This is a genomic window from Actinoplanes sp. NPDC051537 (assembly GCF_055586105.1).
The window spans coordinates 296,299-319,188 of sequence record NZ_JBVJIU010000007.1; the positions used below are offsets into that span (position 1 = coordinate 296,299).

Below are 22,890 nucleotides of genomic sequence, written 5' to 3' on the forward strand. Positions count from 1 at the left end.
AGTAGTGACTTGCTGATGCCGTTTTAAGGTGGGCTGATGATCGACGTACGCCGGCTGGCCGTTCTCCGCGAGGTGGCCCGCCAGGGCAGCTTCAACCGGGCGGCCGCCGCCCTGCGCCTGACCCCCTCCGCCGTCTCGCAGCAGATCAGCGCGCTCGAGCGCGGCCTCGGCACGGCCGTGGTGCGGCGCAGCACGCGCGGCGTCGAGCTGACCGACGCCGGCCGGGTGCTGGCCGAGACGAGCGACGCGATCGCCGCCGAGCTGGCCAACGCCGAGGAGGAGATCGCCCGGCTCAGCACCGCCCGCACCGAGCGGCTGACCGTGGCCACGTTCACCAGCGGCGGCCAGCGGCTGCTCCCGGCCGCGCTGATCCGGTTCTCGGCCGAGCACCCGGGCGTCGAGCTGACCGTGCTCGAGAACGAGCCCGAGGACGGCCTGCCCCTGGTCCGCTCGGGCGCCGCCGACCTCGCCCTGGCGTACCACTTCGATGGTCCGCCGCCCACGCGAAAAGGCCTCACCTGGACGCCCCTGCTCGACGATCCGATGTGGATCGTCATGCCGGCCGGGCATCCGCTCGCCGGTCGCGAGTCGGTGAACCTCGGCGAGCTGGCCGGCGAGCGCTGGGTGCACGGCTGCCTCGCGATCGTCGACATGCTCGACCACTACGCGGCGATGGCCGGCTTCGAGATCCGCACGGCGTGCCGGGGCACCGACTACGTCTTCGCCCAGTCGCTGGTGCGGGCCGGCGTCGGGGTCAGCATGATCCCGCAGGTGGCGCTCACCGCCGACCTGGGCGGCCTGGCCACCGTGCCGCTCGCGCCGCCGTGCCCGAGCCGGTACGTCGGCATCGTCACGGCCGCGCGCCGGCCCCGCCCGCTGGCCGCCGCGCTGGCGAACGCGCTGCACGAGACGGTCGCCGGAATCCCGCTACCGGCCGCGTAGCTGGGCCAGCACCAGCGGGTCGATCGCACCGGGAACCAGGCGCTCCTCCAGGTTCTCGATCCCCGCCCAGTCGGCCAGGGCCGCGTCGAGATCGGGCTCGGCGTGGCCGGCCTTCTCCAGCAGCGTGCGCACTTCCGAAGCCACCGGCCCGGTCAGCGGCAGCAGCGTCGCCGGGTCGGGGCGCTCGAAGTACAGCGTGTGCATCTCGAGCAGCCGGCCCAGCTCGGCGACCGGATCGGCGTGGTCGTCGGCGCGCAGGTCCACCCACACGTCGCTGGTTCCGCCGTACCCCATGCCCCTGGCCACCACATAGAGCGCGGCGCTCTGCCGTCCCCGCCGGTCTCCCCCGGCCAGATCGCCCGCCCGCAGCGCGGCGAGCAGCCGATGGGCGAGGCGGTCCGAGGAGGAGGCCGACGCCAGCCAGGCCACCTCCATGGCGTCGACCACCTGCGGGCCGGCCAGCATGTTGCCCTGGATCGCGAACCCGTCCCCCGCCGTGCCGCCCGCCCACGCGTGACAGTCGCGGCCGGTGAACGTCGCGCCGTCGCCGGCCGGGCCCACCACGCCGACCTGCCGCTGGGACACGGGACCGGGATCGGCGGCGATCAGCGCCTCGACGGCGTTGGCCGCGGTCACGCCGGTGCTCAGCAGCGAAAGGGCTTGCGGCCGGTACGCGAGATTGGCGTACGACTGGGTGGCGACGGCGCCCACCTCGGCCAGTGCGGCGGGAACGGCCGCGCCGACCCCGAGGAACTTGCTGGCGACGGCGACGCCGTGGGCCCGGCCGTCGGCGGAGCGGGCCACGATCGAAAAGGTCATGGGCGCATTCTGTAACACGAGGGGCGCACACTGAGCCGTGCCGTGGGCGGTTCCGGTGGTTGCCGCGACCGGATCCCGCCCGCGGCGCCGAGCCCCGCGATCCGGGTGCGGCGATCCGGGTGCGGCGATCCGGGTGCGGCGGCGGTGATCAGGCGGCCGGCTGCTGAACCTCCGCCGCGCGGGCGCTCAGCCGCGCCAGGGTGGCGATGAGCTCGGCGGGGTCGGCGTTCGCCGCGAGGCCCCGGATCGACGCCGGGTCCAGCGGCGGCACCCCGACATGCGAGATCAGGGGGTGGTACGGGCGGGAGTCGCGCTCGCCCGCGCCGAACAGCGCCTCGCTGAGCTTCTCCCCCGGCCGCAGCCCGGTGAACTCGATCTCCACCGGCCGCGGCGCCAGGTCGACCATCTGCCGGGCCACCTCCGCGATCCGGACCGGCTTGCCCATCTCCAGCACGAGCGCCTCGCCGTCGTTCCCGATCGCCGCCGCCTGGATCACCAGGTGCACCGCCTCCTGGATGGTCATGAAGTACCGCTCGACGTCGGGGTGGGTCACCGTGACCGGGCCGCCGCCGGCGATCTGCGCGCTGAACGTCGTGAAGACCGACCCGCGGCTGCCCAGGACGTTGCCGAAGCGGACGCTCAGGTAGGTGCCGGCGCTGTGCCGGGCGACGTGGGCGGTCAGCCGCTCGGTGATCCGCTTGGAGTAGCCGAGAACGCTGACCGGGTCGGCCGCCTTGTCGGTGGAGATGTTGACGAAACGCTCCACGCCGGCCGCCGCCGCCGCGTCGAGAACCGCCTGCGTACCCCAGATGTTGGTCTTGACCGCCTCGCCCGGATAGCGCTCGAGCAGCGGCAGATGTTTGAGCGCGGCCGCGTGGAACACCACCTCCGGGCGGCGGGTCCGGAAGATCTCGCGGATCCGGGCCACGTCCCGCAGCGAGGCGAGCAGCAGCGCCGGATCGCTCAGCGGCGCCTGCGCGTCGATCGACAGCTGCACCGCCTGGAGCGCGGTCTCGTCCCGGTCGAGCATCATCAGCTCGGCCGGCGCGAACCGGTGGATCTGCCGGCACAGCTCCGACCCGATCGAGCCGCCCGCGCCGGTGACCAGCACCCGCTTGCCGGTCAGGTAGCCGGCGATCGCGTCCAGGTCGGTGTCGATCTGGTGCCGGCCGAGCAGGTCGGCGACGTCGGCCTCGCGCAGGTCACGCACGCCGATCTCGCGGTCCATCAGCTCGCTCACCGACGGCACCACCAGGAAGCCGGCGCCGGCCGCGGTGGCCAGGGCGCGGATGTCGCGGACCAGCTCGGCGTCGGCGTTGGCCACGGCGAGGACCACGGTGGTCGCGCCGGTGCGGTTCACCTGCGCCGCGATGTCGTCCCGGTTTCCCAGCACGGGTACGCCGTAGAACCGCATCCGTCGTTTGCGCCGGTCGTCGTCGATGACACCGACCGGCACGTACCGCCCGTTCGGGTCGTAGCGCATCGACTGCAGCAGGTTGCGTCCCGCCGCGCCCGCCCCGAACAGCAGCACCTTCACGCCGCGCCCGTCCGGCCGCACCCGCGCGTCCAGGCGCAGCCGCCAGAGCAGCCGGGCGGCGAGCATGACCACGAGCGCGAGCAGGCCGCCGACCAGCGGCGCGCCCGGCGGCAGCCGGTGGCCGGGCAGCATGCCGTCGAGCACGACGAGCACGGCGGTGGTCGCGAGCGCCGTCTGCCACACCGTGCGGACGTCCTCGAGGGTGCCGAACGCGTACCGGCCCCGGTGCGCGTGGCTCAGCGCGGCCTCGAGCACGACGGCGAGCGCGACCATCGGCACCGTGGCGGCGGCGCGCCCGGGGTCGAAGCCGAGCTCGTAGCGGGCGAGGACCGCGAGATTGAGGCCGGCGGCCCAGGCGAGCGCGTCGACGAACAGCGGGAGAAATCCATTCCCCTTCGACACAGGCGCACCTCCCGGCTCATTCGCAACATTCGGGGCGGCGGCTGCCGTTTTATCAGCGTAAACGAACTTCGGGATATCGCTCCGCCTTCGGCACCCCGCCGCCTAGTTTGATGTCAAGCGCGGCGTCGGGAGGTGAGCGTGGAGCTACGCGACTACCTCCGGGTGGCCGGGCGGCAGTGGTGGGTGATGGCCGCCGCCGTGCTGGTGGCGCTTGCGATCACGCAGGTCATCAATCGCCGGACCGCGCCCGAGTACGCGGCGACCGCGACGTTCTTCCTGTCCACGACCAGCAAGGACGGCTCGGCGGCGCTGGAGGGCTCGATGTTCGTCGAGGGCCGGCTCAAGACCTACACGGAGCTGCTCACCGGCGACAAGTTCGCCCACGAATTGGCGTCGGAAACGAATACCGGGCTGACCGCCGAGCAGATCCAGAAATCCATCACGGTGACCTCGGCGGGCGATAGCGTATTGATGACAGTAACGGTGACGAGCAATTTGCCGGCCCGCGCCCAGACCATTGCCCAGGCGGTCATCCCGCGCTTTCCGGCAATGGTCGGCGCGCTCGAGGCGCGGCCCGAGCCCTTCGGCCCGGCGGCCATCGTCACCGCGGTCGAGCCGGTCGCCCGGCTCGACCCCGACCCGGTCTCGCCGCGGCCCCTGCACAACGACGCGCTGGCCGTGGCGGTGGGCCTGCTGATCGGCGCCGCGCTGGGGGTGATCCGCGAGGTGTGCGACAACTCGGTGCGGGCCGCCGCCGTGCTGCCGGAGCTGACCGGCGCGCCGGTGCTGGCCCTGCTCCCGCGCGACCGCAAGGCGCGCCGCCGATCCGGGCCGTTCATCTCCGACAGCCGCTCGCCGCGGGCCGAGGCGCTGCGCCAGTTGCGCACCAACCTCCAGTTCGCGGGCCGCGACCGGCCGCTGAAGATCCTGGCGGTGACCAGCCCGATGCCCGGCGAGGGCCGCTCGGCGACCGCGTGCGGGCTGGCGATCCTGTTCGCCGAGGCCGGCCAGAAGGTGCTGATCGTCGACGCCGAGCTGCGCCGGCCGCGGCTCGCCGCGTTCCTGGGCCGGGAGGGCTCGGCCGGGCTGACCACGGTGCTGGTCGGGGGCGCCTCGCTCGACCAGGTCCTGCAGCCGTGGGGCGCCGGGTTGTGGCTGCTGGCCAGCGGGCACCGGCCGCCGAACCCGAGCGAGCTGCTCGCCTCGCCGCAGATGGCCGACCTCGTCGACGAGCTCCGCGAGCGCTTCGACAAGGTCATCTTCGACTCGCCGCCGCTGCTGCCGGTCACCGACGGCGCCGTGGTGGCGGCCCGCGCCGACGGCGCGCTGCTGCTGGTGCGCTCCCGCAAGACCACCGCCGCGCAGGTGGCGGCGGCCATGCGGGCGCTGCGCGCGGTCGACGCCAAGGTGCTCGGCTGCGTGTTCAACATGGTCGCCGCCCCGCGCCGCCGGATCGGCCTGCCGACCAGCGCCGACACGTTCGGCCCGCCGCTGCCGCCGGCCCCGCGGCCGGGCGGCTGGAGCTCGGTCGCCCTCGCCCTGAGCGGTGCCGCGTGACGACGCCCGGCGGCCTGCAGACGGCGACCGAGCGGACGGTCCCGGGCGCGATCGCCGACGTCTTCGCGATGAGCCGGGACGACCTGCCGACCCGGCTCGCCAACGCCGCCCGCTACCTGCGCCGCGCCCAGGTCACCCGGTTCGCGGCCCTCTACGAGCTGTTCAAGCTGGCCCTGCCGGTCAAGGGCTCGCTCGTCGAGTGCGGCGTCTTCCGGGGGTCGAGCTTCATGACGTTCGCCCAGCTGAGCGCCGCCCTCGAACCGACCAACCTGACCCGGCGGCTGTACGGCTTCGACTCGTTCGGCGGCTTCCCGGCCGTGACCGAGCAGGACCGCCCGGCACAGACCGGCGCGACGGCCGGCGGGCTCGCCGCGGACAGCTACGACGAGCTGTCCCGGCTGCTGGAGATCTACGACACCGACCGGTTCCTCGGTCACCTGCCCAAGGCCATGCTGGTGCGCGGCGACGTCTGCCAGACCATCCCGCAGTTCGTGGCCGACAACCCGCACCTCGTGGTCAGCCTGCTCTTCCTCGACCTCGACCTGTACGAGCCGACGGCCACCGCCCTGCGCCACTTCCTGCCCCGCATGCCCAAGGGCGCGGTGCTGGCCTTCGACGAACTGGACAACCCGCTGTGGCCGGGCGAGACCTCCGCGCTGCTCGACGAGATCGGCATGGGCCGGCTGGAGCTGCGGCGGTTCGAGTTCGACCCGTACATCGGGTATGCGGTGCTATGAGCGCGACCACCGCGCGGGCCATCCGCGCGCACGTGCTGCGGATGACCAACTCCGGCCGCAGCTCCCACGTCGGGTCCGCGCTGTCCTGCGCGGACATCCTGGCCGCGCTCTACGACCGGGTGCTCGAGGTCGACCCGCAGCACCCGGACCGGCCCGACCGGGACCGGTTCATCATGAGCAAGGGGCACGCCGGCGCCGCCCTCTACGCGGCCCTGGCCGAGCGGGGGTTCTTCGGCACCGCGCTGCTGGCCCAGCACTACCGCAACGGCTCGTTCCTCTCCGGTCACGTCAGCCACGTCGGCATCCCCGGCGTCGAGCTGTCCACCGGGTCGCTCGGGCACGGGCTGCCGGTGGGGGCCGGGCTGGCCTGGCGGGCCCGGCAGACCGGGTCGGTCTGGCGCACGTACGTGCTGCTGGGCGACGGCGAGTGCGACGAGGGCAGCGTCTGGGAGGCCGCGATGTTCGCCGCCCACCACCGGCTGTCCAACCTGGTGGCGATCGTCGACTACAACAAGCTCCAGTCGCTGACCACGACCGAGCAGACCCTGGCGCTGGAGCCGTTCGCCGACAAGTGGACGGCGTTCGGCTGGCGCGTGGCCGAGGTGGACGGGCACGACCACGAGCAGCTGGTCGCGGCGCTGGACGTGCCGCGCGGCGCCGAGCCGGACCGGCCGCGCTGCCTGCTCGCGCACACGGTCAAGGGCAAGGGCGTCTCGTTCATGGAGAACCAGGTGGCCTGGCACTACCGGCCGCCGACCGACGAGGAGCTGGCCGGGGCGCTGGCCGAGGTGGCGCCGTGAGGGCCCGGTTCTTCGCCGACCTCGTGGAGGCGGCCGCCGCGAACCCGGACGTCGTGCTGATCACGGCGGACATCGGGTTCGGCGCCGTCGAGGAGTTCATGACCCGCTGCCCGGGCCAGTTCGTCAACGCCGGCGTGGCCGAGCAGAACATGACCGGGCTGGCGGCCGGAATGGCGCTCGGCGGGGCCCGCGTGTTCACGTACTCGATCGCGAACTTCCCCACGCTGCGTTGTCTCGAGCAGATCCGCAACGACGTCGCGTACCACCACGCGGATGTCATCGTCGTCGCGGTGGGGGGCGGTCTCGCGTACGGCGCGCTGGGCATGTCCCACCATGCCACCGAGGATCTCGCCATCATGCGCTCGATCCCCGGGCTCGCGGTGGCGGCGCCCGGCGACTCGGTCGAGACGTCGGCGGTGATGGCCGACCTGCTCGCCAACGGCGGCCCGGCCTATCTGCGGCTCGGCAAGGCCGCCGAACCCGATGTGCATCCGCTTCCCCTGCGCCTCGCGCGGGGAGAATCGATCGGACTGCGTACGGGTGGGGATCTCGCGATCTTCACCACCGGCGGCATCCTCGACAACGCCGTACGCGCCGCCGAGCTGCTCGCCTTCTCCGGGGTGCACGCCGACGTCCGCTCGTTCCCCTGGCTCGACCCGCTCGACATCCTCGCCGTGCACGACGCCGCCCGCCGCTACACCACGATCGTCACCCTCGAGGAGCACTCGATCATCGGCGGCCTCGGCGGCGCCGTCGCCGAGATCCTCGCCGAGCTGCCCGGCTCGGCCTCGCTCATCCGGATCGGGCTGCCCGCGCGCTTCTCCTCGCTCGTCGGCGACCAGGACCACCTGCGGCGCGCGCACGGCCTCGACCCGGCCGCGATCAGCGCCCGGGTGCTCGAACAACTGGAGGTCAACCGTGGACTGGCGTGTCAGGTTCGTTGACTATCCCGAGCAGTGGCGCCGGCAGCGGGCCGGGCTGCTGCCGGTCATCGAGGAGACGATCGCGGCCGGCGACCTCATGCTCCGGCAGCAGCTGCGCGACTTCGAGACGAACCTGGCCCGGTTCGTCGGCACGTCGCGCGGCGTCGGGGTGAGCAACTGCACGGACGGCCTGCGGCTGCTCGCGCACGCGCTCGACATCGGCCCCGGCGACGAGATCGTCAGCGTCGCGCACACGTTCGTGGCGACCATCTCGCCGTTCGTGCTGCGCGGCGCCAAGCCGGTCCTGGTCGACATCGGCGAGGACCATCTGATGGACACCGACCGGCTCGCCGACGCGGTGTCGAAGCGCACCCGGGTCATCATCCCGGTGCATCTCAACGGTCGTACGGTCGACATGGCCTCGGTGGTGAAGGTGGCCGAATCGGTCGGCGCCGTCGTCATCGAGGACGCCGCGCAGGCCCTCGGCGCCACCTTCGAGGGGCGCAACGCGGGCACCTTCGGCCTGGCCAGCACCTACTCGTTCTACCCGGCCAAGCTGCTCGGCGCGCTCGGCGACGCGGGCGCGGTGCTCACCGGCGACGGGGCGCTGGCCGACCGGCTGCGGGCGCTGCGCGATCACGGCCGGGTCGGGCAGGCCGAGCTGGACGGCTGGGGCTACAACTGCCGGCTCGACAACCTGCAGGCCGCGATCCTGGATTGGCGCCTGGGGTCGTTGCCCGAGTGGATCAAGCGGCGGCGCGAACTGGCCCGGCAGTACACCTCGCTGCTGCACGACGTGCCGGAGCTGTCGATCCCGGTCGGGCCGGACGCGGATCCGCGGCGCTACGACGTCTTCCAGAACTATCCGGTGACCACGCCGCGCCGCGACGAGCTGGTCGCGCACCTGCGCGCGGCGGGGATCGAGACGCTGATCTCCTGGCCGATCCCGCTCCACCAGCAGAAGGGGCTGGGGCTGGAGGGACTGTCGCTGCCGCGGACCGAGCGTCTCTGCCGCGAGGTGGTCTCGCTGCCGCTGCATGTCGAGCTCACCGACGACCAGGTCTCGTACGTCGCGGCCAGCGTCCGCCGGTTCTTCGGCTCATGAGCGTCCCGTTCGTCAGCGTCGTCATCCCGTGCTGGAACGAGGAGGCGTTCGTCGCGGCGTTCCTCGACTCGGTGCTCGGGCAGACGTACCCGGCCGGCCGGATCGAGCTGCTCCTCGTCGACGGGATGAGCACGGACGGAACGCGCGACGTGGTCTCCTCGTACGCGTCGCGGCACGACCGGCTGCGGATGCTGGACAACCCGGGGCACAGCAAGCCGGTCGCGCTGAACATGGGGATCCGGGCCTCGGTCGGCGACGTGATCGTGCGGCTCGACGTGCACGCGTCCTATCCGCCGGACTACATCGAGCGGTGCGTCGCCGGGCTCCGCTCGCATCCGGACGCCGACAACGTGGGCGGCATCCGCCGGTCGGTGCCGCGCGACGACAGTGTGCTGTCCCGGGCGATCGCCCTGTCGACCACCGACACGTTCGGGGCGGGGAACTCGAAATACCGGGTCGGGGCGCGCACGCCGCAATGGGTCGACACCGTCTTCGGGGGTTGCTACCGGCGGCGGGTCTTCGACGACATCGGGATGTTCGACGAGCGGCTGACCCGGGCGCAGGACCGGGAGTTCAACAACCGGCTGCGCCAGGCCGGCGGGAAGATCCTGCTGCTGCCCGGCATCGAGTGCGACTACTACCCCCGGTCGGACTTCCCGGAGTTCTGCTCGTGGATGTTCGAGGCGGGGTACTGGCCGTTCGCGGCGTCGCGCTCGGTCGGCCGCTGGATCGGGTCGTGGCGGAACGTGGTGCCGCTCGGGTTCGTGGTCGCGGTGGCGGGCGGGGCGCTGCTGTCGCCGTTCTCGCGGCGCGCCCGCCGGGTCACGGGTGGCGTGCTCGGGGCGTACGGGTCGCTGGCGCTGTTGTCCTCGGCGCGGATCGCCCGCCGGCAGCGGGACGCCCGGCTGCTCGTCGCCCTGCCGCTGGTCTTCGCGACGACGCACGTCGTCTACGGGGCCGGGTCGGTGTGGGGGATTGTCGATCGGGCGCCCTGATGGAGACCTTTCATTACTACCGGGGGCGGGTGGCGCTGTATGCCATTCTGCGGGGGCTCGGGGTCGTTCCCGGCGACGAGATCATCGTGCAGGGGTACACCTGTGCGGCCGTGGTCGAGCCGCTGATCCGGCTCGGTCTCGTTCCCGTCTTCGCCGACATCTCGCCGTTCACCTATGGGCTGGATGCCGCTCAGGTCGCGGCGTCCATGACGACCCGTACCCGGGCCGTGATCGTTCAGCACACCTTTGGGGTTGTGGCGGATCTGGACGCCATTTTTCGCGTTGTCGGGGATATTCCGGTCATCGAAGACTGTGCGCATGTGACCGCGCCGGTCTCGGTCCGGGGTGTGGCCGCGTTTCTGTCCTACGAGTGGGGCAAGCCCATCGTGGCGGGGGTGGGTGGCTCGGCCGTGGTCCGGGATCCCGCGCTGGCCTCGGTGATGCGCCGGCAGTATGGGACATTTCGGGCGCCGCCCGCCTCGCGCGAGGTGATGATGTCGGCCCAGTACGCGGCGTTCTCGCTGGTCGACCGGTCCGGGATGGTGTGGCGGCTGCGGTCGCTCTACCGGCGGCTGGCCGGGCTCGGGCTGGTCGTCGGGTCCTATTCGGCCGATCCGTCGGCGAGCCCCGAGTACGCGTGGCGGATGACCCGGTCGGTGCGGCGGCGGCTCCCCTCGCGTACGCGTGCCGCCGCTCGTCTCGTCCCCCGCCGCCAGGCCGTCGCCGCACGGTACCGGGCCGGCCTCGAACGGCTCTCGCTGCTGACCCCGCCCCCGCAAAACGGAACCCCGCTCCGGATGCCGGTGCCGGTCGCCGACAAGACGGCGCTCGTGCGGACCGCGGCCCAGCAGCGGCTCGAGGTGGGCGAGTGGTTCACGACGCCGGTGCACCCGCTGTCGGGCGAGGCCCTGCGGGCGGCCGGCTACACCCCCGGTTCCTGCCCGAACGGCGAGTGGGCGGCGGCGCACGTGATCACTTTTCCGGTACGCGCGGGCGTGCGCGACGCCGAGGTCGACCGCGCGCTGCGGCTCGTCGCCGACGCGCTCGGCCGGCCGAGCGGGCTCCCGCGGATCCGGGTGCTGGGCGGGACGTTCACCGAGTTCACCGACGAGCAGATCCGGGCCGTGGCGCTGATGCACGCGACCGAGGTGTCGCAGGGTTTCCTGTCGTCCCTGGGCGTGCCGGCGCTGGAGATGCTCTACCGGCACGTGGCCGCGAGCCGGCACGCCGCCCTGTTCATCGCCCTGCGCGGCAACGAGCCGGTCGGCTACATCTGCGGCGCCCGCGACATGTCGGCCCTGTTCCGCGAGTTCGTCCTGCGCAAGTGGTGGGTGGCCGTCCCCGCCCTGCTCCCCAAGCTGGTTTCGCGCCACCGCCTGCTGCGGCTCTACCAAACCCTGCGCTACGCCCACACCGGCCCCGCCCTGCCCGACGCCGAGATCATGAACTTCGTCGTGCAGCCGGAGTCCCGCGGGCATGGCATCGCGCAGGCCCTGTTCACCGAGCTGACCGCCTGGTTCGCGGCGCACGACGAACCCGCCGTCAAAATCGTCACCGGCGAGCAGCAGGGCCGGGCGCACGGCTTCTACGAGAAGATGGGCGCCACGTTCGAGGGCCAGACGTCCATCCACCGCGGCGTGACCTCCCGCATCTACCGTTTCTCCCTCCGCGCGGCGCCCGCCGCTTCGCCCTCGCCCGCCCCGCCCGCCTCTTCCTGATTGCGCCCCTCCCCTCCCTCCCTTCACCTCCCTCCCGCCCTCCCCTTCCCCTTCTCCCGCCGCGCCCGCCTCTTCGTGGGTGCACCCCTTCCCTCCCCCCTCCCCTCCCCTCCGCCAAAAGCCGCAAAATCCCCGTAAGGTACAGATACGCTTCGTTGTGTGACCGTGCGTTACGACCGGGCGAAACGGATCGTGGACCTGACGGTGGCGGCCGCCGTCCTGATGGCCGGCGCTCCCGTCGCCGCCTACTGCGCGTGGCGGATCAAGCGGGAGGACGGCGGCCCGGTCCTGTACCGCGGCGAGCGCGTCGGCGTGGGCGGCCGCCCGTTCAAGATGCTGAAGTTCCGCAGCATGGTCGTCGACGCCTCGCGCCTCGGCGGCCCGTCCACCGCCGACGACGACCCGCGGCTCACCGCGACCGGCCGCATGCTGCGCCGCTGGAAGCTGGACGAGCTGCCCCAGCTCCTCAACGTGCTGGGCGGGTCGATGAGCCTGGTCGGGCCGCGCCCCCAGGTGCCGTCCGAGGTGGCCCGCTACACCGAACGCGAACGCCGCCTGCTCGAGGTGAAACCCGGGATCACCGACTGGGCGTCCATCGTCTTCCGCGACGAGGGCGGCATCCTGGCCGGCCACGACGACCCCGATCTCGCGTACGACATCCTGATCCGCCCCCGCAAGATCGAGCTGGGCCTCGCGTACGTCGCCGACCACCGCCTCCGCGTCGACCTGGAGATCCTGGTCCTCACCGCCCTGGCCGTGCTCGGCATCCGCGGCGTCGACGAGTACATGCTGCGGGTGCTGCCGGCCGAGCCCGTGAACGCCTGATCGTGTGTCCCTGCGTGCCCTCGCCACCAGCATCCCCGCCGTCGTCCGCCGGGACTACGTGGGAACGACGGTCGCCCACTGGCTGACGCTCGCCTCCGGCCTGCTCCTGTTCCACCTGGTGGCGCGCCGGGCCAGCGTCTCCGGCTTCGCCTACTACCAGGTCGCCCGCGGCGTCGTCGCCACCGTCCAGCCGTTCGCCCTGCTCGGCCTCGTCCCCGCCCTGCACCGATACCTCCCCCGCGCCGGCGACCGGTCCCGCGTCCTGGCGCTGCAGGCGTTCCTGGTCCAGATCGTGATCATGGACGTCGTCGGCCTGCTCGGCCTCGTCCTGGCCGACGACGTGGGCCGCCTGCTCGGCATCCCCGGCGGCGTCCCCGCCGTCCGCGCCGTGGTGGTCCTGGCCGCCGGCAACTGCCTGGTCGTGGTCACGATGGCCGGCCTGCGCGGCAACGGCCAGATCCGCCTCTCGAACGCGGTCTCGCTGCTCGGCCTGGGCCTGCTCCCCCTGGTCGCCTTCGCCGCCGCCACCCGCACCGACCTGTTCCTGGCCATCCAGGGCGCGGCCATGGCCTTCCTGGCCTTCGCCGGGATCGCCGCCGTCAGCCGGCACGTACCGTCCCCCCACCGCCCGGTCTCCCCACCCCCATTGGGCACCCTGCTCCGCTTCGGCATCCGCCGCGCCCCCGGCGAGATCGCCCTGCCGGCCCTGTTCGCCTTCCCCACGTTCTTCGTGGCCGGCGCCGCCCCCGGTTCCCCCACGCCCGGCTTCGTCGGCTTCGCCACGTCCGCGATCACGTTGATCTGCTCGGTCTTCGGCATGCTCACGCCGGTCCTGCTCCCCCGCCTGAGCAGCCATTTCCAATCGCCCCCGGCCGCCGCCGGATCCCCTCTGAGCCGCGGACTCAAGACCCTCCCGCTGGCCGCGGCCGGTCTCGCCACCCTCGGCGCCCTGTTCTTCGCCGTGATAGCCCCGCCCCTGGTCCACGGCTTCCTCGGCACCGAGTTCCACGACGCGATCGACGTCCTCCGCGCCGCCCTGCCGGCCGCCATCCCGTTCGCCGCGTTCTACGCCGCCCGCCCCACCTTGGACGCCCTCCAGGAAACCCCCGTCATCTCCCGCATCCTGCTCCTCTGCGTCGCCGTCGAGATCGCCCTCACCTACGCCACCGCCGCCTTCGCCTCCCCGGCCGCCGCCGCGATCGCGGGCCTGACGACGGCGGCCGTCCTGCTGGGCGCCCTCTCCTACGCCGCCCTGCTCCGGGCCGTCCCGGCGTGAAGCGCCGGTCGGCGCGCGGCCGCGCGAAACGCCCCTCTCCGGGCGAACGTCTCGCCGCCCGGCTCGGACCGCGCCGGGCAACCCGTCCCGGCCTGGTGGTCATCGGCATCGGCTTCGTGGCGACGCTGGCCGGCCACTTCACCCTGACCCGCATCGGCCTCGAGATCCCGGTGCTCAACGACACCCGGGTCCTGCTGTTCGCCGCGATGCTGATGGCGTTCGCCCTCGAGACGAAGGCCGCCGGCCCCCGACCCACCACCGGCGCCGCCGCCCGCTGCCTGCACCCGGTGCTGGTGCTCCTCGGCTACCAGATGCTCTCGGCCGCCTGGGCCCCGCGCGGCGCGATCATCCACGACGTCCTGAGCGACCTGATCGCCGAGACGATCCTCCTCGCCGTCTACACCGTCCTCGCCGAATGGGACAGCGACCACGTGGTCCGCGTGACCTTCGGCTGCGTCTACGGCGCCGCCTGGCTCTACTTCCTCTACGCCGCATCGGGCCGGGGCCACACCGCGAGCGGCCGCTGGGCCGCATTCGGCGGCGGCCCCAACGTCTTCGTCCGCGTCCTGGTCCTGGGCATCCTCGCGGCGACCTACTTCTACTTCCGCAGCGGCGACCGTCTCATCTGGCTGATCGGCGTACCCCCCTTCCTGGTCGGCGCCCTGGCCTCCGGTTCCCGAGGCGGCCTGGTAGCGCTGGCCATCACCGCCGGCGTCGCGATGCCCCGCATGATCCGCATCATCTGCTCGCGCCGTTTCCTCCGCCCGTTCGCCGCCTTCATCGCCCTGTGCGCCGCGACCTGGGCGATCATCGGCGACACCGTCATCGCCCTGACCCAGAACCGCTTCTTCACCGCCACCCTCCAGCAGCGCTACACCTCCGACCGTGACGTCCTCTACGAGAAGGGCCTCGGCCTGTTCGTCGAGCAGCCCGTCTTCGGCGTGGGAGTCCACGGCTTCTACGCCATCACCAACCTCGGCCCCGGCGAGCGCTACGTCCACAACCTCCCCCTGGCCGTAGCCGCCGAGGGCGGCGTGGTCGGCCTGATCCTCCTGATCACCGCCTTCTACGCCCTGCGCCGGGAGTTCGCCCGCGTCCCTTACCGCAAGCGCTCCTTGGAGAGCCGGGCCGCGGCCTACAGCGGCATCTACGTAGGCTGCGCAGGCCTCTTCTCGGGCGACTACTACGACGCCCGGCTGATGTGGATCTTCCTGCTCCTGGCCGCCATCCGCCCTCCGTCCGTCCTGGCCGCCGCCGCGGCTACGCCGACCCCGTCCCAACCTCCCAATCGCGCCCAGCCCGCATCGATTTCCGGCTCGTCTGCCGGCGCGCCGGTCGGTCCGCCGGGCTGATGCACGCACGCCGTGCATCCGCCAGGCACGCCGCCGGCCACCGCCCACACCGCTTAACGCCGCCAGACCATCGCCGCGCCGTGCGCACGCCGCCCGGCTGCCGGGGCCAGACACCGCCGGCCGCCGGGGCGTGTGCCGCAGGCCGTGGACCGGGCAGTCAGCCGCGCAGGTAGGCCAGCACCGCCCGCACCCGGCGATGGTCGTCGGCGTCGGGCGGGAGGTCGAGTTTGGTGAGCACGCTGCCGATGTGTTTCGCCACCGCGGCCTCGGTGACCACCATGCGGCGAGCGATCGCCGTGTTGGATCGCCCCTCGGCCATCAACGCCAGCACCTCCTTCTCCCGCGACGTGAGCAACGTCAGCGGATCACGCCGGCGGCCGATGAGCTGCCGCACCACCTCCTGGTCCACGACGGTCTGCCCCTCGGCCACCGCCATGAGAGCGTCGACGAAGTCGGTCACGTCCCCGATGCGGTCCTTGAGCAGGTAGCCGACGCCCGCCGACTTCCCCGAGTCGAGCAGCTCGGCCGCATAGGTCGGCGCCACGTGCTGACTGAGCACCAACACCGGCAGCTGCGGATCGGCGGCCCGCAACGCGATGGCCGCCTGGAGGCCCTCGTCGCTGAACGTGGGCGGCATCCGCACGTCGGTCACCACGATGTCCGGTTCGTGCTCGATCACCGCCGCCTTCAACTCCTCGGCGTCGCCGACCGCGGCCACCACCTCGTGCCCGAACCGCCGCAGCATGCCGGTCACGCCCTCACGCACGATCAGGCCGTCCTCGGCGAGCACCACCCGTAGCCCGGGAACGCTCTGGTCCTTCAGCTCGGTCCTGGCGTCGACCGGTTCCATCGCGGCACCTTCTGAGCTCGCACGGGTGCTGCCCTCGCAGACGCCCGCCCTGTCCAGCGCCGCACGTCCGCGGCGCCCCTCCGGGGCCACGGCCAACGGACCCACACTTCGCCCGTCGGGCCGATCGCTCCCGGGCCTCGGGCCGGTGCCCGCCCCGGCACCGCTTCTGACGCCCGGCCCAGTTCTGACGGACGACTCGGCTCTGGCGGACGTCCCAGTTCTGACGCCCGGCCCCGTTCTGACACCCGGCCCAGTTCTGACTCCCGGCCCCGTTCTGACGCCCGGCCCAGTTCTGAGACCCGGCCCCGTTCTGATGGACGGGCCAGTTCTGGCGGGCGGCCCGGCGTCGGGCCCCACACCCGGTCCAGCGCCTGGCCCGACGCTCGACGCAGCGCCCGGCCCGGGATCCGGTCCGGCACCTGGCCCGGTGCTCCGTCCGCCCCAACTTCGCCAATCGGCGACGCTTCGCCAGCTGCGTTCCCGTCGCCGGCCCGGTCCGGCCGGCAAACCGCCGCCCGAAGCCCCGGAGGGCCGCGGCGCGGTCACGACGACACCGGGATCTCGACGCGCACCAGGGTCGGACCACCCGCCGGGCTGGACAGGGCGACGGTGCCGTCCACCGCGGCCACCCGGTCGGCCAAGCCCACCAGGCCCGAACCCGCGGACGGGTCGGCCCCGCCGCGTCCGTCATCACGTACCTCAAGCGTCAGCCGGTCGCCGGCCATGCCGGCCGTCACCGCGGCGCGGCGCGCCTCGCTGTGTTTCGCCACGTTGGTCAATGCCTCCACCACTACGAAATAGGCCGTCACCTCCACCATCGACGGCAGACGGCCCGGGAGTCGGATATGAACGTCTACGGGAAGCGCGGCCGTGGCCGCCACTTCGCCCACCGCCGCCTCGAGCCCGCGGTCGGTGAGCACCTTGGGGTGCACCCCGTGGATCAGCTCGCGCAGCTCGGTGAGCGCCTGCTTGGCCAGCTCGTGCGCGTTGGCGACCTGGTCGGCCGCGGCCGAGCCCGCGGGAAGCTCCAGCCGGGCCAAGCCGAGCTGCATGCTCAGCGCGACCAGTCGCTGCTGGGCGCCGTCGTGCAGGTCGCGCTCGATGCGGCGCCGCTCCACCTCGAACGCGTCGACCAGGCGGGCCCGTGACCGGGTCACCTCGACCAGCTGCACGTCGGTGTCGTGCGGGCGCGGCGCGAGGATGGCCCGGGCCATCGCCGCCCGGGCACCCGCCCACGCGGTGACGGGGTAGGCCGCGATGATCGCCACCGGGACGCCGGCCAGAGCGATGGGGACGGTGACACTCAGGGGCGAGTCGTGGATGTACAACGGCCCGGCGAGCAACGACAGCGGCAGGTAGACCGCGGCGGTGACGACCACCGCATCCATCCAGCAGAGCATCAGGCAGGAGAGCATCGTGTAGCCGAGCTCGCGCCACGTGGCCTGCTCGCGCAGCCGGACCGTGACCCAGGCGCGCACACCCGGTCGCGGGACGGGCCGATGCGGGTCGGGCAGGACACTCTCGTCGACCAGGCGCATGCGCCAGCGCTCGAGCCGGGCGACGGCGACGCCGGACAGCACGGTCGCGACGTAGCCGGCGATGCCGACCACCAGAACCGACAGCACCACGCCGGCGAACAGCAGCCCGATCACGGCGAGGATCGCGGCGAAGCCCAGCAGCGCGCCGCCGGTCAGATAGGCGAGCGACCGCCAGGGCCAGGCCGAGCACAGGAATCGTGTCGGCCGCATCGTGAGCGCTTCGAGCGCGTTGCGAACCGGCATGGGGGCGACGCTACCGGGGCGGCGGGCCGCTGTCGGTAGACCTGGCTATACCTTCGATTCTCTATCCAGCTCTACTGTGCGCGGGCCGCCGGACCGGTTGGCTGAACGGCATGACGAGGGAGCAAGCAACACCGGCGGTCGAGCTGAGAGCCGTCACGAAAACGTACGGCACCGGCGAGCGAGGCGTGACCGCGCTGGACGCCATTGATGCCGTCTTTCCGGCCGGCACGTTCACCGCGGTCATGGGCCCGTCCGGTTCGGGCAAGTCGACGCTGCTGCACTGCGCGGCCGGGCTCGACCGGGCGAGCGGCGGTGACGTGGTCATCGACGGCACGCCGATCGGTGACCTGTCCGAGCGGCAACTGACCAAGCTCCGCCGCGCCCGGGTCGGCTTTGTGTTCCAGGCGTTCAATCTGATCGCCGCGCTGACCGCCGCGCAGAACGTGGCGCTGCCGCTGCGCCTGGCCGGCCGCAATCCGGCGCGCGGCGAGGTGAACGCGATGCTGGCCGAGGTCGGGCTCGGCGATCGCGCGGGGCATCGGCCGAGCGAGCTATCCGGCGGCCAGCAGCAGCGGGTGGCGATCGCGCGGGCACTGGTGACCCGTCCGGCCGTGTTGTTCGCCGACGAGCCTACCGGCGCGCTCGACGCGCGCTCGGGACGCGAGGTGCTGCGGCTGCTGCGCCTCGCCGTCGACCAGCATGACCAGACGATCGTCATGGTCACGCACGACCCGTTCGCGGCCGCGCACGCCGACCGCGTGCTCTTCCTGGCCGACGGCCGCGTGGTGGACGCGCTCGCCGGTCCGGCCGGGGCGCAGGAGATCGCGATCCGGACGGCCCGTCTCGAGGAGGCCCGCCCCGCCCGGACCGCGGGGGTGGCGTCGTGAGCATCGCGTGGCAGATGGTGCGGCACCGGTTCTCGAGCTTCGCCGGCACGTTCGTGGCGATCGCGCTAGGCGTGGCGGTTGTCGCCGGGGCGACGACGCTCTACCTGTCGTCGCGGCCCGAGGCGCCGGAGCGATATTCGGCCTCGCCGGTCCTGGTGAGCTCGCCATCGGTGGGAGACAACGACTACGGCCGGCCGGAGTACGAGTCGTGGACCGCGGCCGAGGCGATCGGCCTGGCGGCACGGCTGGCCGACGTTCCGGGCGTGACCGCGGCGGCGGCCGACCCGGTGTTCTACGTCCAGCGGGTGGTGGACGGGAGGCCGGCTGGTGACCCGGAGGGGGCTCGGCTCGACGGGCACGCCTGGTCGTCGGCGGCGCTGGGCGGCTACCGGCTCTCGGCGGGGGTGGCACCGCGGCACGAGGGCGAGGTCGCCGTGCCCGGGTTGCCGCCCGGGACGCGGATCGACGTGCTGACCGCCGCCGGCCCCGCCACCTGGACGGTCACCGGCACGGTGGACGGTCCCGGGTTCTACGTGGCGGACGCGATGGCGCTGCGGATGTCGCCAGGTGTGCGCGTCATCGGTCTCACCGTCGGTGGCGACGCCGGCGCCGTTGCGGAGGCGGCGCGTGGCGTGGTCGGCGCGGAAGGCGCGGTTCTGACCGGCCGGGACCGTGACTCGCTGGAACCGGTCAGCGTGACTCGCGTCCGGTGGCTCGGCGCGCAGCTCCTGATCGCGATGGTCGGGCTCGGCGGGTTCGTGGCGGTGTTCGTGGTGGCGTCGACCTGCGCGCTGAGCGCGGCGCAGCGGCGCCGCGAGATCGGTCTGCTGCGGGCGGTCGGCGCGACTCCCGGGCAGGTGCGCCGGATGATGTACGCCGAGACGCTCGTCGTCGCCGTGCTCGCCTCGCTGGCCGGGCTGCCGATCGGCGCGCTCACGGCCCCGCTGCTGGCCGGGCCGTTCGTGGACGCAGGCCTGGAACCGGCGGGCTACGCGGTGACCGTGCAGCCGCTCGCGCTGGCCGGGTCGTTCCTGCTCGGCGTGATCGTCGCCCTGGCCGGCGTCGCGGTCGTGGCGCGGCGGTCGAGCCGCACGCCGGCGCTGGACGCGCTGCGGGATGCCGCGGTCGAGCGCCGGGCGATGACGCCGGTGCGGTGGATCGCCGGGGTGGCCGGCGCGGTGGCGGGGCTGGTGCTGCTGGCACGGCTGTCGGCGATGCCGATCACGGTGCGGTCCACGGCCGGGCTCGGGGCGGCGATGCTGCTGCTGACCGCGGCCGCGTTGCTGGCGCCGGTCGTGATCGTGCCGCTGGTGCGCGCGGCGACCTGGCCGTGGCGCCGGGCGGCCACCGGCATGCTGATACGCGAGGGGACGCTGGTCGCGGTGCGGCGGGTGGCCTCGACCGCGGCGCCGGTGCTGCTCACGGTCGGCTTCACGGTGCTGCTCACGGGCACGGTCGCCACCATCGACAACGTCCAGGGCGCCGACGAGGCCGCCGACATTCCGGCCGCCACCGTGCTGGCGCCCGACGGTGTCCCGGGACTGGGGAACGCCGCGGTCGCCGCGCAGCCCGGTTCGTCTCGTCTGCTGACGCGGGTGCTGATCACGACGGGTGGCACGACCAAGGGGTACGACGCGGCCGGCGTTCCGGGTGGTGAGTTCGCCGGGCTGGCCCGCGGGGGCGACGACGGAATCGTGCTGGACGCGGCCACAGCCGAGGAGATGCACACCGCGGCCGGCGAGGTGCTCGCGCTGGCGTGGGCGGACGGGACGAGCGAGCGGCTCCCGGTCCGGGCGGTCACGGCCAAGACGGGCGGGGTGCTGCTGCCGCGGGACGCGGTCCGGCGGCACGATCCCGCGGCGCTGACCGATGCCGTGCTGCTGAGCGGCCCGCCGGTGGCCGTGGCCGGGGCGCGGGCGATGACGGCCCGGGAGTACGTGCAGATCGACATCGACGACGAGGGCCGGCTGGTCGACCTGTTCCTGGCCGTGCTGATCGGTCTCACGGTCGGCTACACGGGGCTGGCCGTGGCGAACACCCTGCTCATGGCGACGGCGGCGCGGCGGGCCGAGTTCCGGGCCATGCGCCTGGCCGGAGCGACTACCGGTCAGGTCCTGCGGGTGACGACGGCCGAGGCGGTGCTGGCCGTCGTGGTGGGCACGGTGCTCGGCGGCGTGGTCGCGGCGATCTCGCTCGACGGGGTCCGGGCCGCGGTCGAGGCCGAGCTCGAGCGCGGGGTTCCGCTGGTCGTTCCGTGGGGTGCCGCCGCGACCGTCACGGCGGTCTGTGCGCTGGTGGCCGTCGCGGCAACGGCCGGCCCGGTCCTGCGCCGGAAACGGAGCTGAGGCCTGGCGAACAGAGCTGGAGCGGCGAGCTGGAGCGGCGAGCTGGAGCGGCGAGCTGGAGCGGCGAGCTGGAGCGGCGAGCTGGAGCAGAGCGCTGGAGCAGAGCACCGGAGCAGGGAGCTGGAGCAGGGAGCTGGAGCAGAGGCGGCGGGAGCCGGGCCGAAACGGAAGCCGAGAACGTCAACGGGAAGCGCACGGGAGGAGCGGATCATGGAACAAGAGCGAAACGGAGGGTTCTTCAGCTCGCCGCGGCATGCTCGAATGAGACCCAGGCCACAGTGTGAACGTGAAGGGGATCGTCCGCATGCTCAACCTCTCCGTCCTCCTCGAGGACAGCGCCCGCAACTACCCGGAGCGCGCGGCGGTCGTGCTGGGCGACCAGCGTCTCAACTACGCGCAGGTGAACGCGGCGGCCAACCAGGTGGCCAACCTGCTGGTGGAGCGCGGCATCCGGCCCGGCGACAAGGTCGCGCTCTCGTGCCCGAACTTGCCGTACTTCCCGGTGGTCTACTACGGGATCCTCAAGGCGGGCGCGGTGGTCGTCCCGCTGAACGTGCTGCTCAAGGGGCGGGAGATCGCCTACCACCTCGGCGACTCCCAGGCGAAGGCCTACATCTGCTTCCAGGGGACGCCGGAGCTGCCGATGGGCGCCGAGGGCTTCGCCGGGTTCGGCCAGGCCGAGGGCTGCGAGCAGTTCCTCCTGATCACGGCGGATCCGGCCGCGCCGTCGCCGATCGAGGGGGCCGAGACGCTCGGCGCGGCGCTGGCCGGCAAGGCGCCGGTGTTCGAGTCCGTTCTGCTGCCGGAGACCGACCCGGCCGTGATCCTCTACACGAGCGGGACCACGGGGCAGGCCAAGGGCGCCGAGCTCTCCCACTCCAACCTGATTCTCAACGCGCTGACCTGCAACCGGCTGTTCGGCACCAAGCCGGGGACCGACACGCACCTGCTCGTGCTGCCGTTGTTCCACTCGTTCGGCTCGACCGTGAACATGAACGCGGGCTTCGCGAGCGCCTCGACGCTGGTGCTGCTGCCCCGGTTCGACGCGCCGGCGGCGGTGAAGCTGCTGGAGACGGAGAACGTGACGTTCTTCGCCGGCGTGCCGACCATGTACTGGGGGCTGCTCAACGCGCTGACCGAGGGCGTGGACGTCGAGCGGATCGCGTCGAACATGCGGGTCGCCGTGGCCGGCGGGTCCAGCCTGCCGGTGGAGATCATCAAGGAGGTCCGGCAGCGGTTCGGGGTGACGATCCTCGAGGGCTACGGGCTGTCCGAGACCTCGCCGGTGGCGACGTTCAGCGACCCGAACAGCGACCCGCGGCCCGGCTCGATCGGCATCCCGATCTGGGGTGTCGAGGTGAAGCTGATCGACGAGTCGTGGAACACGGTCGAGGGCGTGGACGAGATCGGCGAGATCGCGATCCGCGGCCACAACATCATGCGCGGCTACTACAACCGGCCGGAGGCGACGGCCGAGGTGATGCGGGACGGCTGGTTCCGGAGCGGGGACCTCGGCAAACGGGACAAGGACGGCTTCTACTACATCGTCGACCGGGCCAAGGACATGATCATCCGGGGCGGCTTCAACGTGTACCCCCGGGAGATCGAGGAGGTGCTGATGACCCACGAGGCGGTGTCGCTCGCGGCGGTCATCGGCGTTCCGCATCCGAGCCACGGCGAGGAGGTCAAGGCGTTCGTGATCCTCAAGGACGGCGCCACGGTCACCGAGGACGAGCTGGTCGCCTGGGGCAAGGAGCAGATGGCGGCGTACAAGTACCCGCGCGTCGTGGCGATCGTGGAGTCGCTGCCGATGACGGCCACCGGGAAGCTGCTCAAGCGCGCCCTGAGCTGACACGGCGGCACGGCGACGACCGGCCGTTCGCCCGGCGGCGCGCGCCCGGCGGGGGACCCCGCCAGGCGCATCGCGTCCGTAGACTCTCCCGATCGGCCCGGGCCGCCTCCTGCTGGGGGAACGGGCCGCGGTTGAATGATCACTTGCGTGGATACCGCACAGTAGGACGGGCGGTCACCCTGCCCGA

At 72.9% G+C, this 22,890-nt stretch carries 18 protein-coding genes; 14 read left to right on the forward strand and 4 right to left on the reverse strand.

What is annotated here, in order from left to right:
- The first annotated feature begins 36 nt into the window (after positions 1-36).
- Entirely contained in the window at positions 37-942 is a 906-nt protein-coding gene (locus ACZ6TB_RS19210; protein WP_465555861.1) for a LysR family transcriptional regulator, read from the forward strand.
- Here ACZ6TB_RS19210 and ACZ6TB_RS19215 read toward each other — a convergent pair.
- Both ACZ6TB_RS19215 and ACZ6TB_RS19220 read right to left on the reverse strand, forming a co-directional pair.
- Entirely contained in the window at positions 928-1,761 is an 834-nt protein-coding gene (locus tag ACZ6TB_RS19215) for a DUF1028 domain-containing protein (RefSeq protein ID WP_465555862.1), read from the reverse strand. The genes ACZ6TB_RS19210 and ACZ6TB_RS19215 overlap by 15 nt on opposite strands.
- A gap of 148 nt (positions 1,762-1,909) precedes the next feature.
- A complete protein-coding gene (locus tag ACZ6TB_RS19220; RefSeq protein WP_465555863.1) occupies positions 1,910-3,700 on the reverse strand; it encodes a polysaccharide biosynthesis protein in 1,791 nt (596 codons plus the stop codon).
- A gap of 138 nt (positions 3,701-3,838) precedes the next feature.
- Here ACZ6TB_RS19220 and ACZ6TB_RS19225 point away from each other — a divergent pair, with 138 nt between their 5' ends.
- The 10 genes from ACZ6TB_RS19225 (at position 3,839) to ACZ6TB_RS19270 (ending at position 14,988) form a co-directional block, all read left to right on the forward strand.
- Positions 3,839-5,257, forward strand: coding sequence for a tyrosine-protein kinase domain-containing protein (locus ACZ6TB_RS19225; RefSeq protein ID WP_465555864.1), 1,419 nt, complete (start codon positions 3,839-3,841; stop codon positions 5,255-5,257).
- Positions 5,254-5,994, forward strand: a complete 741-nt coding sequence (locus ACZ6TB_RS19230; RefSeq protein WP_465555865.1) for a TylF/MycF/NovP-related O-methyltransferase — start codon at positions 5,254-5,256, stop codon at positions 5,992-5,994. The genes ACZ6TB_RS19225 and ACZ6TB_RS19230 overlap by 4 nt, the downstream gene beginning before the upstream one ends.
- Positions 5,991-6,794, forward strand: coding sequence for a transketolase (locus tag ACZ6TB_RS19235; protein ID WP_465555866.1), 804 nt, complete (start codon positions 5,991-5,993; stop codon positions 6,792-6,794). The genes ACZ6TB_RS19230 and ACZ6TB_RS19235 overlap by 4 nt, the downstream gene beginning before the upstream one ends.
- Entirely contained in the window at positions 6,791-7,738 is a 948-nt protein-coding gene (locus ACZ6TB_RS19240) for a transketolase family protein (protein WP_465555867.1), read from the forward strand. Before ACZ6TB_RS19235 ends, ACZ6TB_RS19240 begins: the two co-directional genes overlap by 4 nt.
- Positions 7,713-8,822: a DegT/DnrJ/EryC1/StrS family aminotransferase gene (locus ACZ6TB_RS19245; RefSeq protein ID WP_465555868.1), complete on the forward strand. Its 1,110-nt coding sequence runs from the start codon at positions 7,713-7,715 to the stop codon at positions 8,820-8,822. Before ACZ6TB_RS19240 ends, ACZ6TB_RS19245 begins: the two co-directional genes overlap by 26 nt.
- Positions 8,819-9,817, forward strand: a complete 999-nt coding sequence (locus ACZ6TB_RS19250; protein WP_465555869.1) for a glycosyltransferase family 2 protein — start codon at positions 8,819-8,821, stop codon at positions 9,815-9,817. Before ACZ6TB_RS19245 ends, ACZ6TB_RS19250 begins: the two co-directional genes overlap by 4 nt.
- Positions 9,817-11,535, forward strand: coding sequence for a GNAT family N-acetyltransferase (locus tag ACZ6TB_RS19255; protein ID WP_465555870.1), 1,719 nt, complete (start codon positions 9,817-9,819; stop codon positions 11,533-11,535). Before ACZ6TB_RS19250 ends, ACZ6TB_RS19255 begins: the two co-directional genes overlap by 1 nt.
- A gap of 159 nt (positions 11,536-11,694) precedes the next feature.
- Complete coding sequence (locus ACZ6TB_RS19260) at positions 11,695-12,360, forward strand: sugar transferase (RefSeq protein ID WP_465555871.1); 666 nt, start codon at positions 11,695-11,697, stop codon at positions 12,358-12,360.
- A 4-nt stretch (positions 12,361-12,364) separates the two neighbouring features.
- Positions 12,365-13,636, forward strand: a complete 1,272-nt coding sequence (locus ACZ6TB_RS19265; RefSeq protein ID WP_465555872.1) for a lipopolysaccharide biosynthesis protein — start codon at positions 12,365-12,367, stop codon at positions 13,634-13,636.
- Positions 13,633-14,988, forward strand: coding sequence for an O-antigen ligase family protein (locus ACZ6TB_RS19270; RefSeq protein ID WP_465555873.1), 1,356 nt, complete (start codon positions 13,633-13,635; stop codon positions 14,986-14,988). Before ACZ6TB_RS19265 ends, ACZ6TB_RS19270 begins: the two co-directional genes overlap by 4 nt.
- A gap of 157 nt (positions 14,989-15,145) precedes the next feature.
- Here the strand turns inward: ACZ6TB_RS19270 and ACZ6TB_RS19275 are convergent, their stop codons facing one another.
- A complete protein-coding gene (locus tag ACZ6TB_RS19275) occupies positions 15,146-15,838 on the reverse strand; it encodes a response regulator (protein ID WP_465555874.1) in 693 nt (230 codons plus the stop codon).
- Positions 15,839-16,380: 542 nt separating this feature from the next.
- Entirely contained in the window at positions 16,381-17,619 is a 1,239-nt protein-coding gene (locus tag ACZ6TB_RS19280; RefSeq protein WP_465555875.1) for a sensor histidine kinase, read from the reverse strand.
- Between the two features lie 110 nt (positions 17,620-17,729).
- On the opposite strand from ACZ6TB_RS19280, the gene ACZ6TB_RS19285 reads away from it, so the two are divergent.
- From ACZ6TB_RS19285 to ACZ6TB_RS19295, 3 genes are all read left to right on the forward strand, one after another.
- The gene (locus ACZ6TB_RS19285) at positions 17,730-18,506 is read left to right on the forward strand and encodes an ABC transporter ATP-binding protein (protein ID WP_465555876.1); all 777 of its coding nucleotides are present in this window, start codon (positions 17,730-17,732) and stop codon (positions 18,504-18,506) included.
- Positions 18,503-20,851 carry an ABC transporter permease gene (locus ACZ6TB_RS19290; protein ID WP_465555877.1) on the forward strand — a complete coding sequence of 783 codons (2,349 nt, stop codon included), beginning with the start codon at positions 18,503-18,505 and terminating at the stop codon, positions 20,849-20,851. Before ACZ6TB_RS19285 ends, ACZ6TB_RS19290 begins: the two co-directional genes overlap by 4 nt.
- Before the next feature lie 304 nt (positions 20,852-21,155).
- Complete coding sequence (locus tag ACZ6TB_RS19295) at positions 21,156-22,703, forward strand: long-chain-fatty-acid--CoA ligase (RefSeq protein ID WP_465556059.1); 1,548 nt, start codon at positions 21,156-21,158, stop codon at positions 22,701-22,703.
- Positions 22,704-22,890 lie beyond the last annotated feature (187 nt).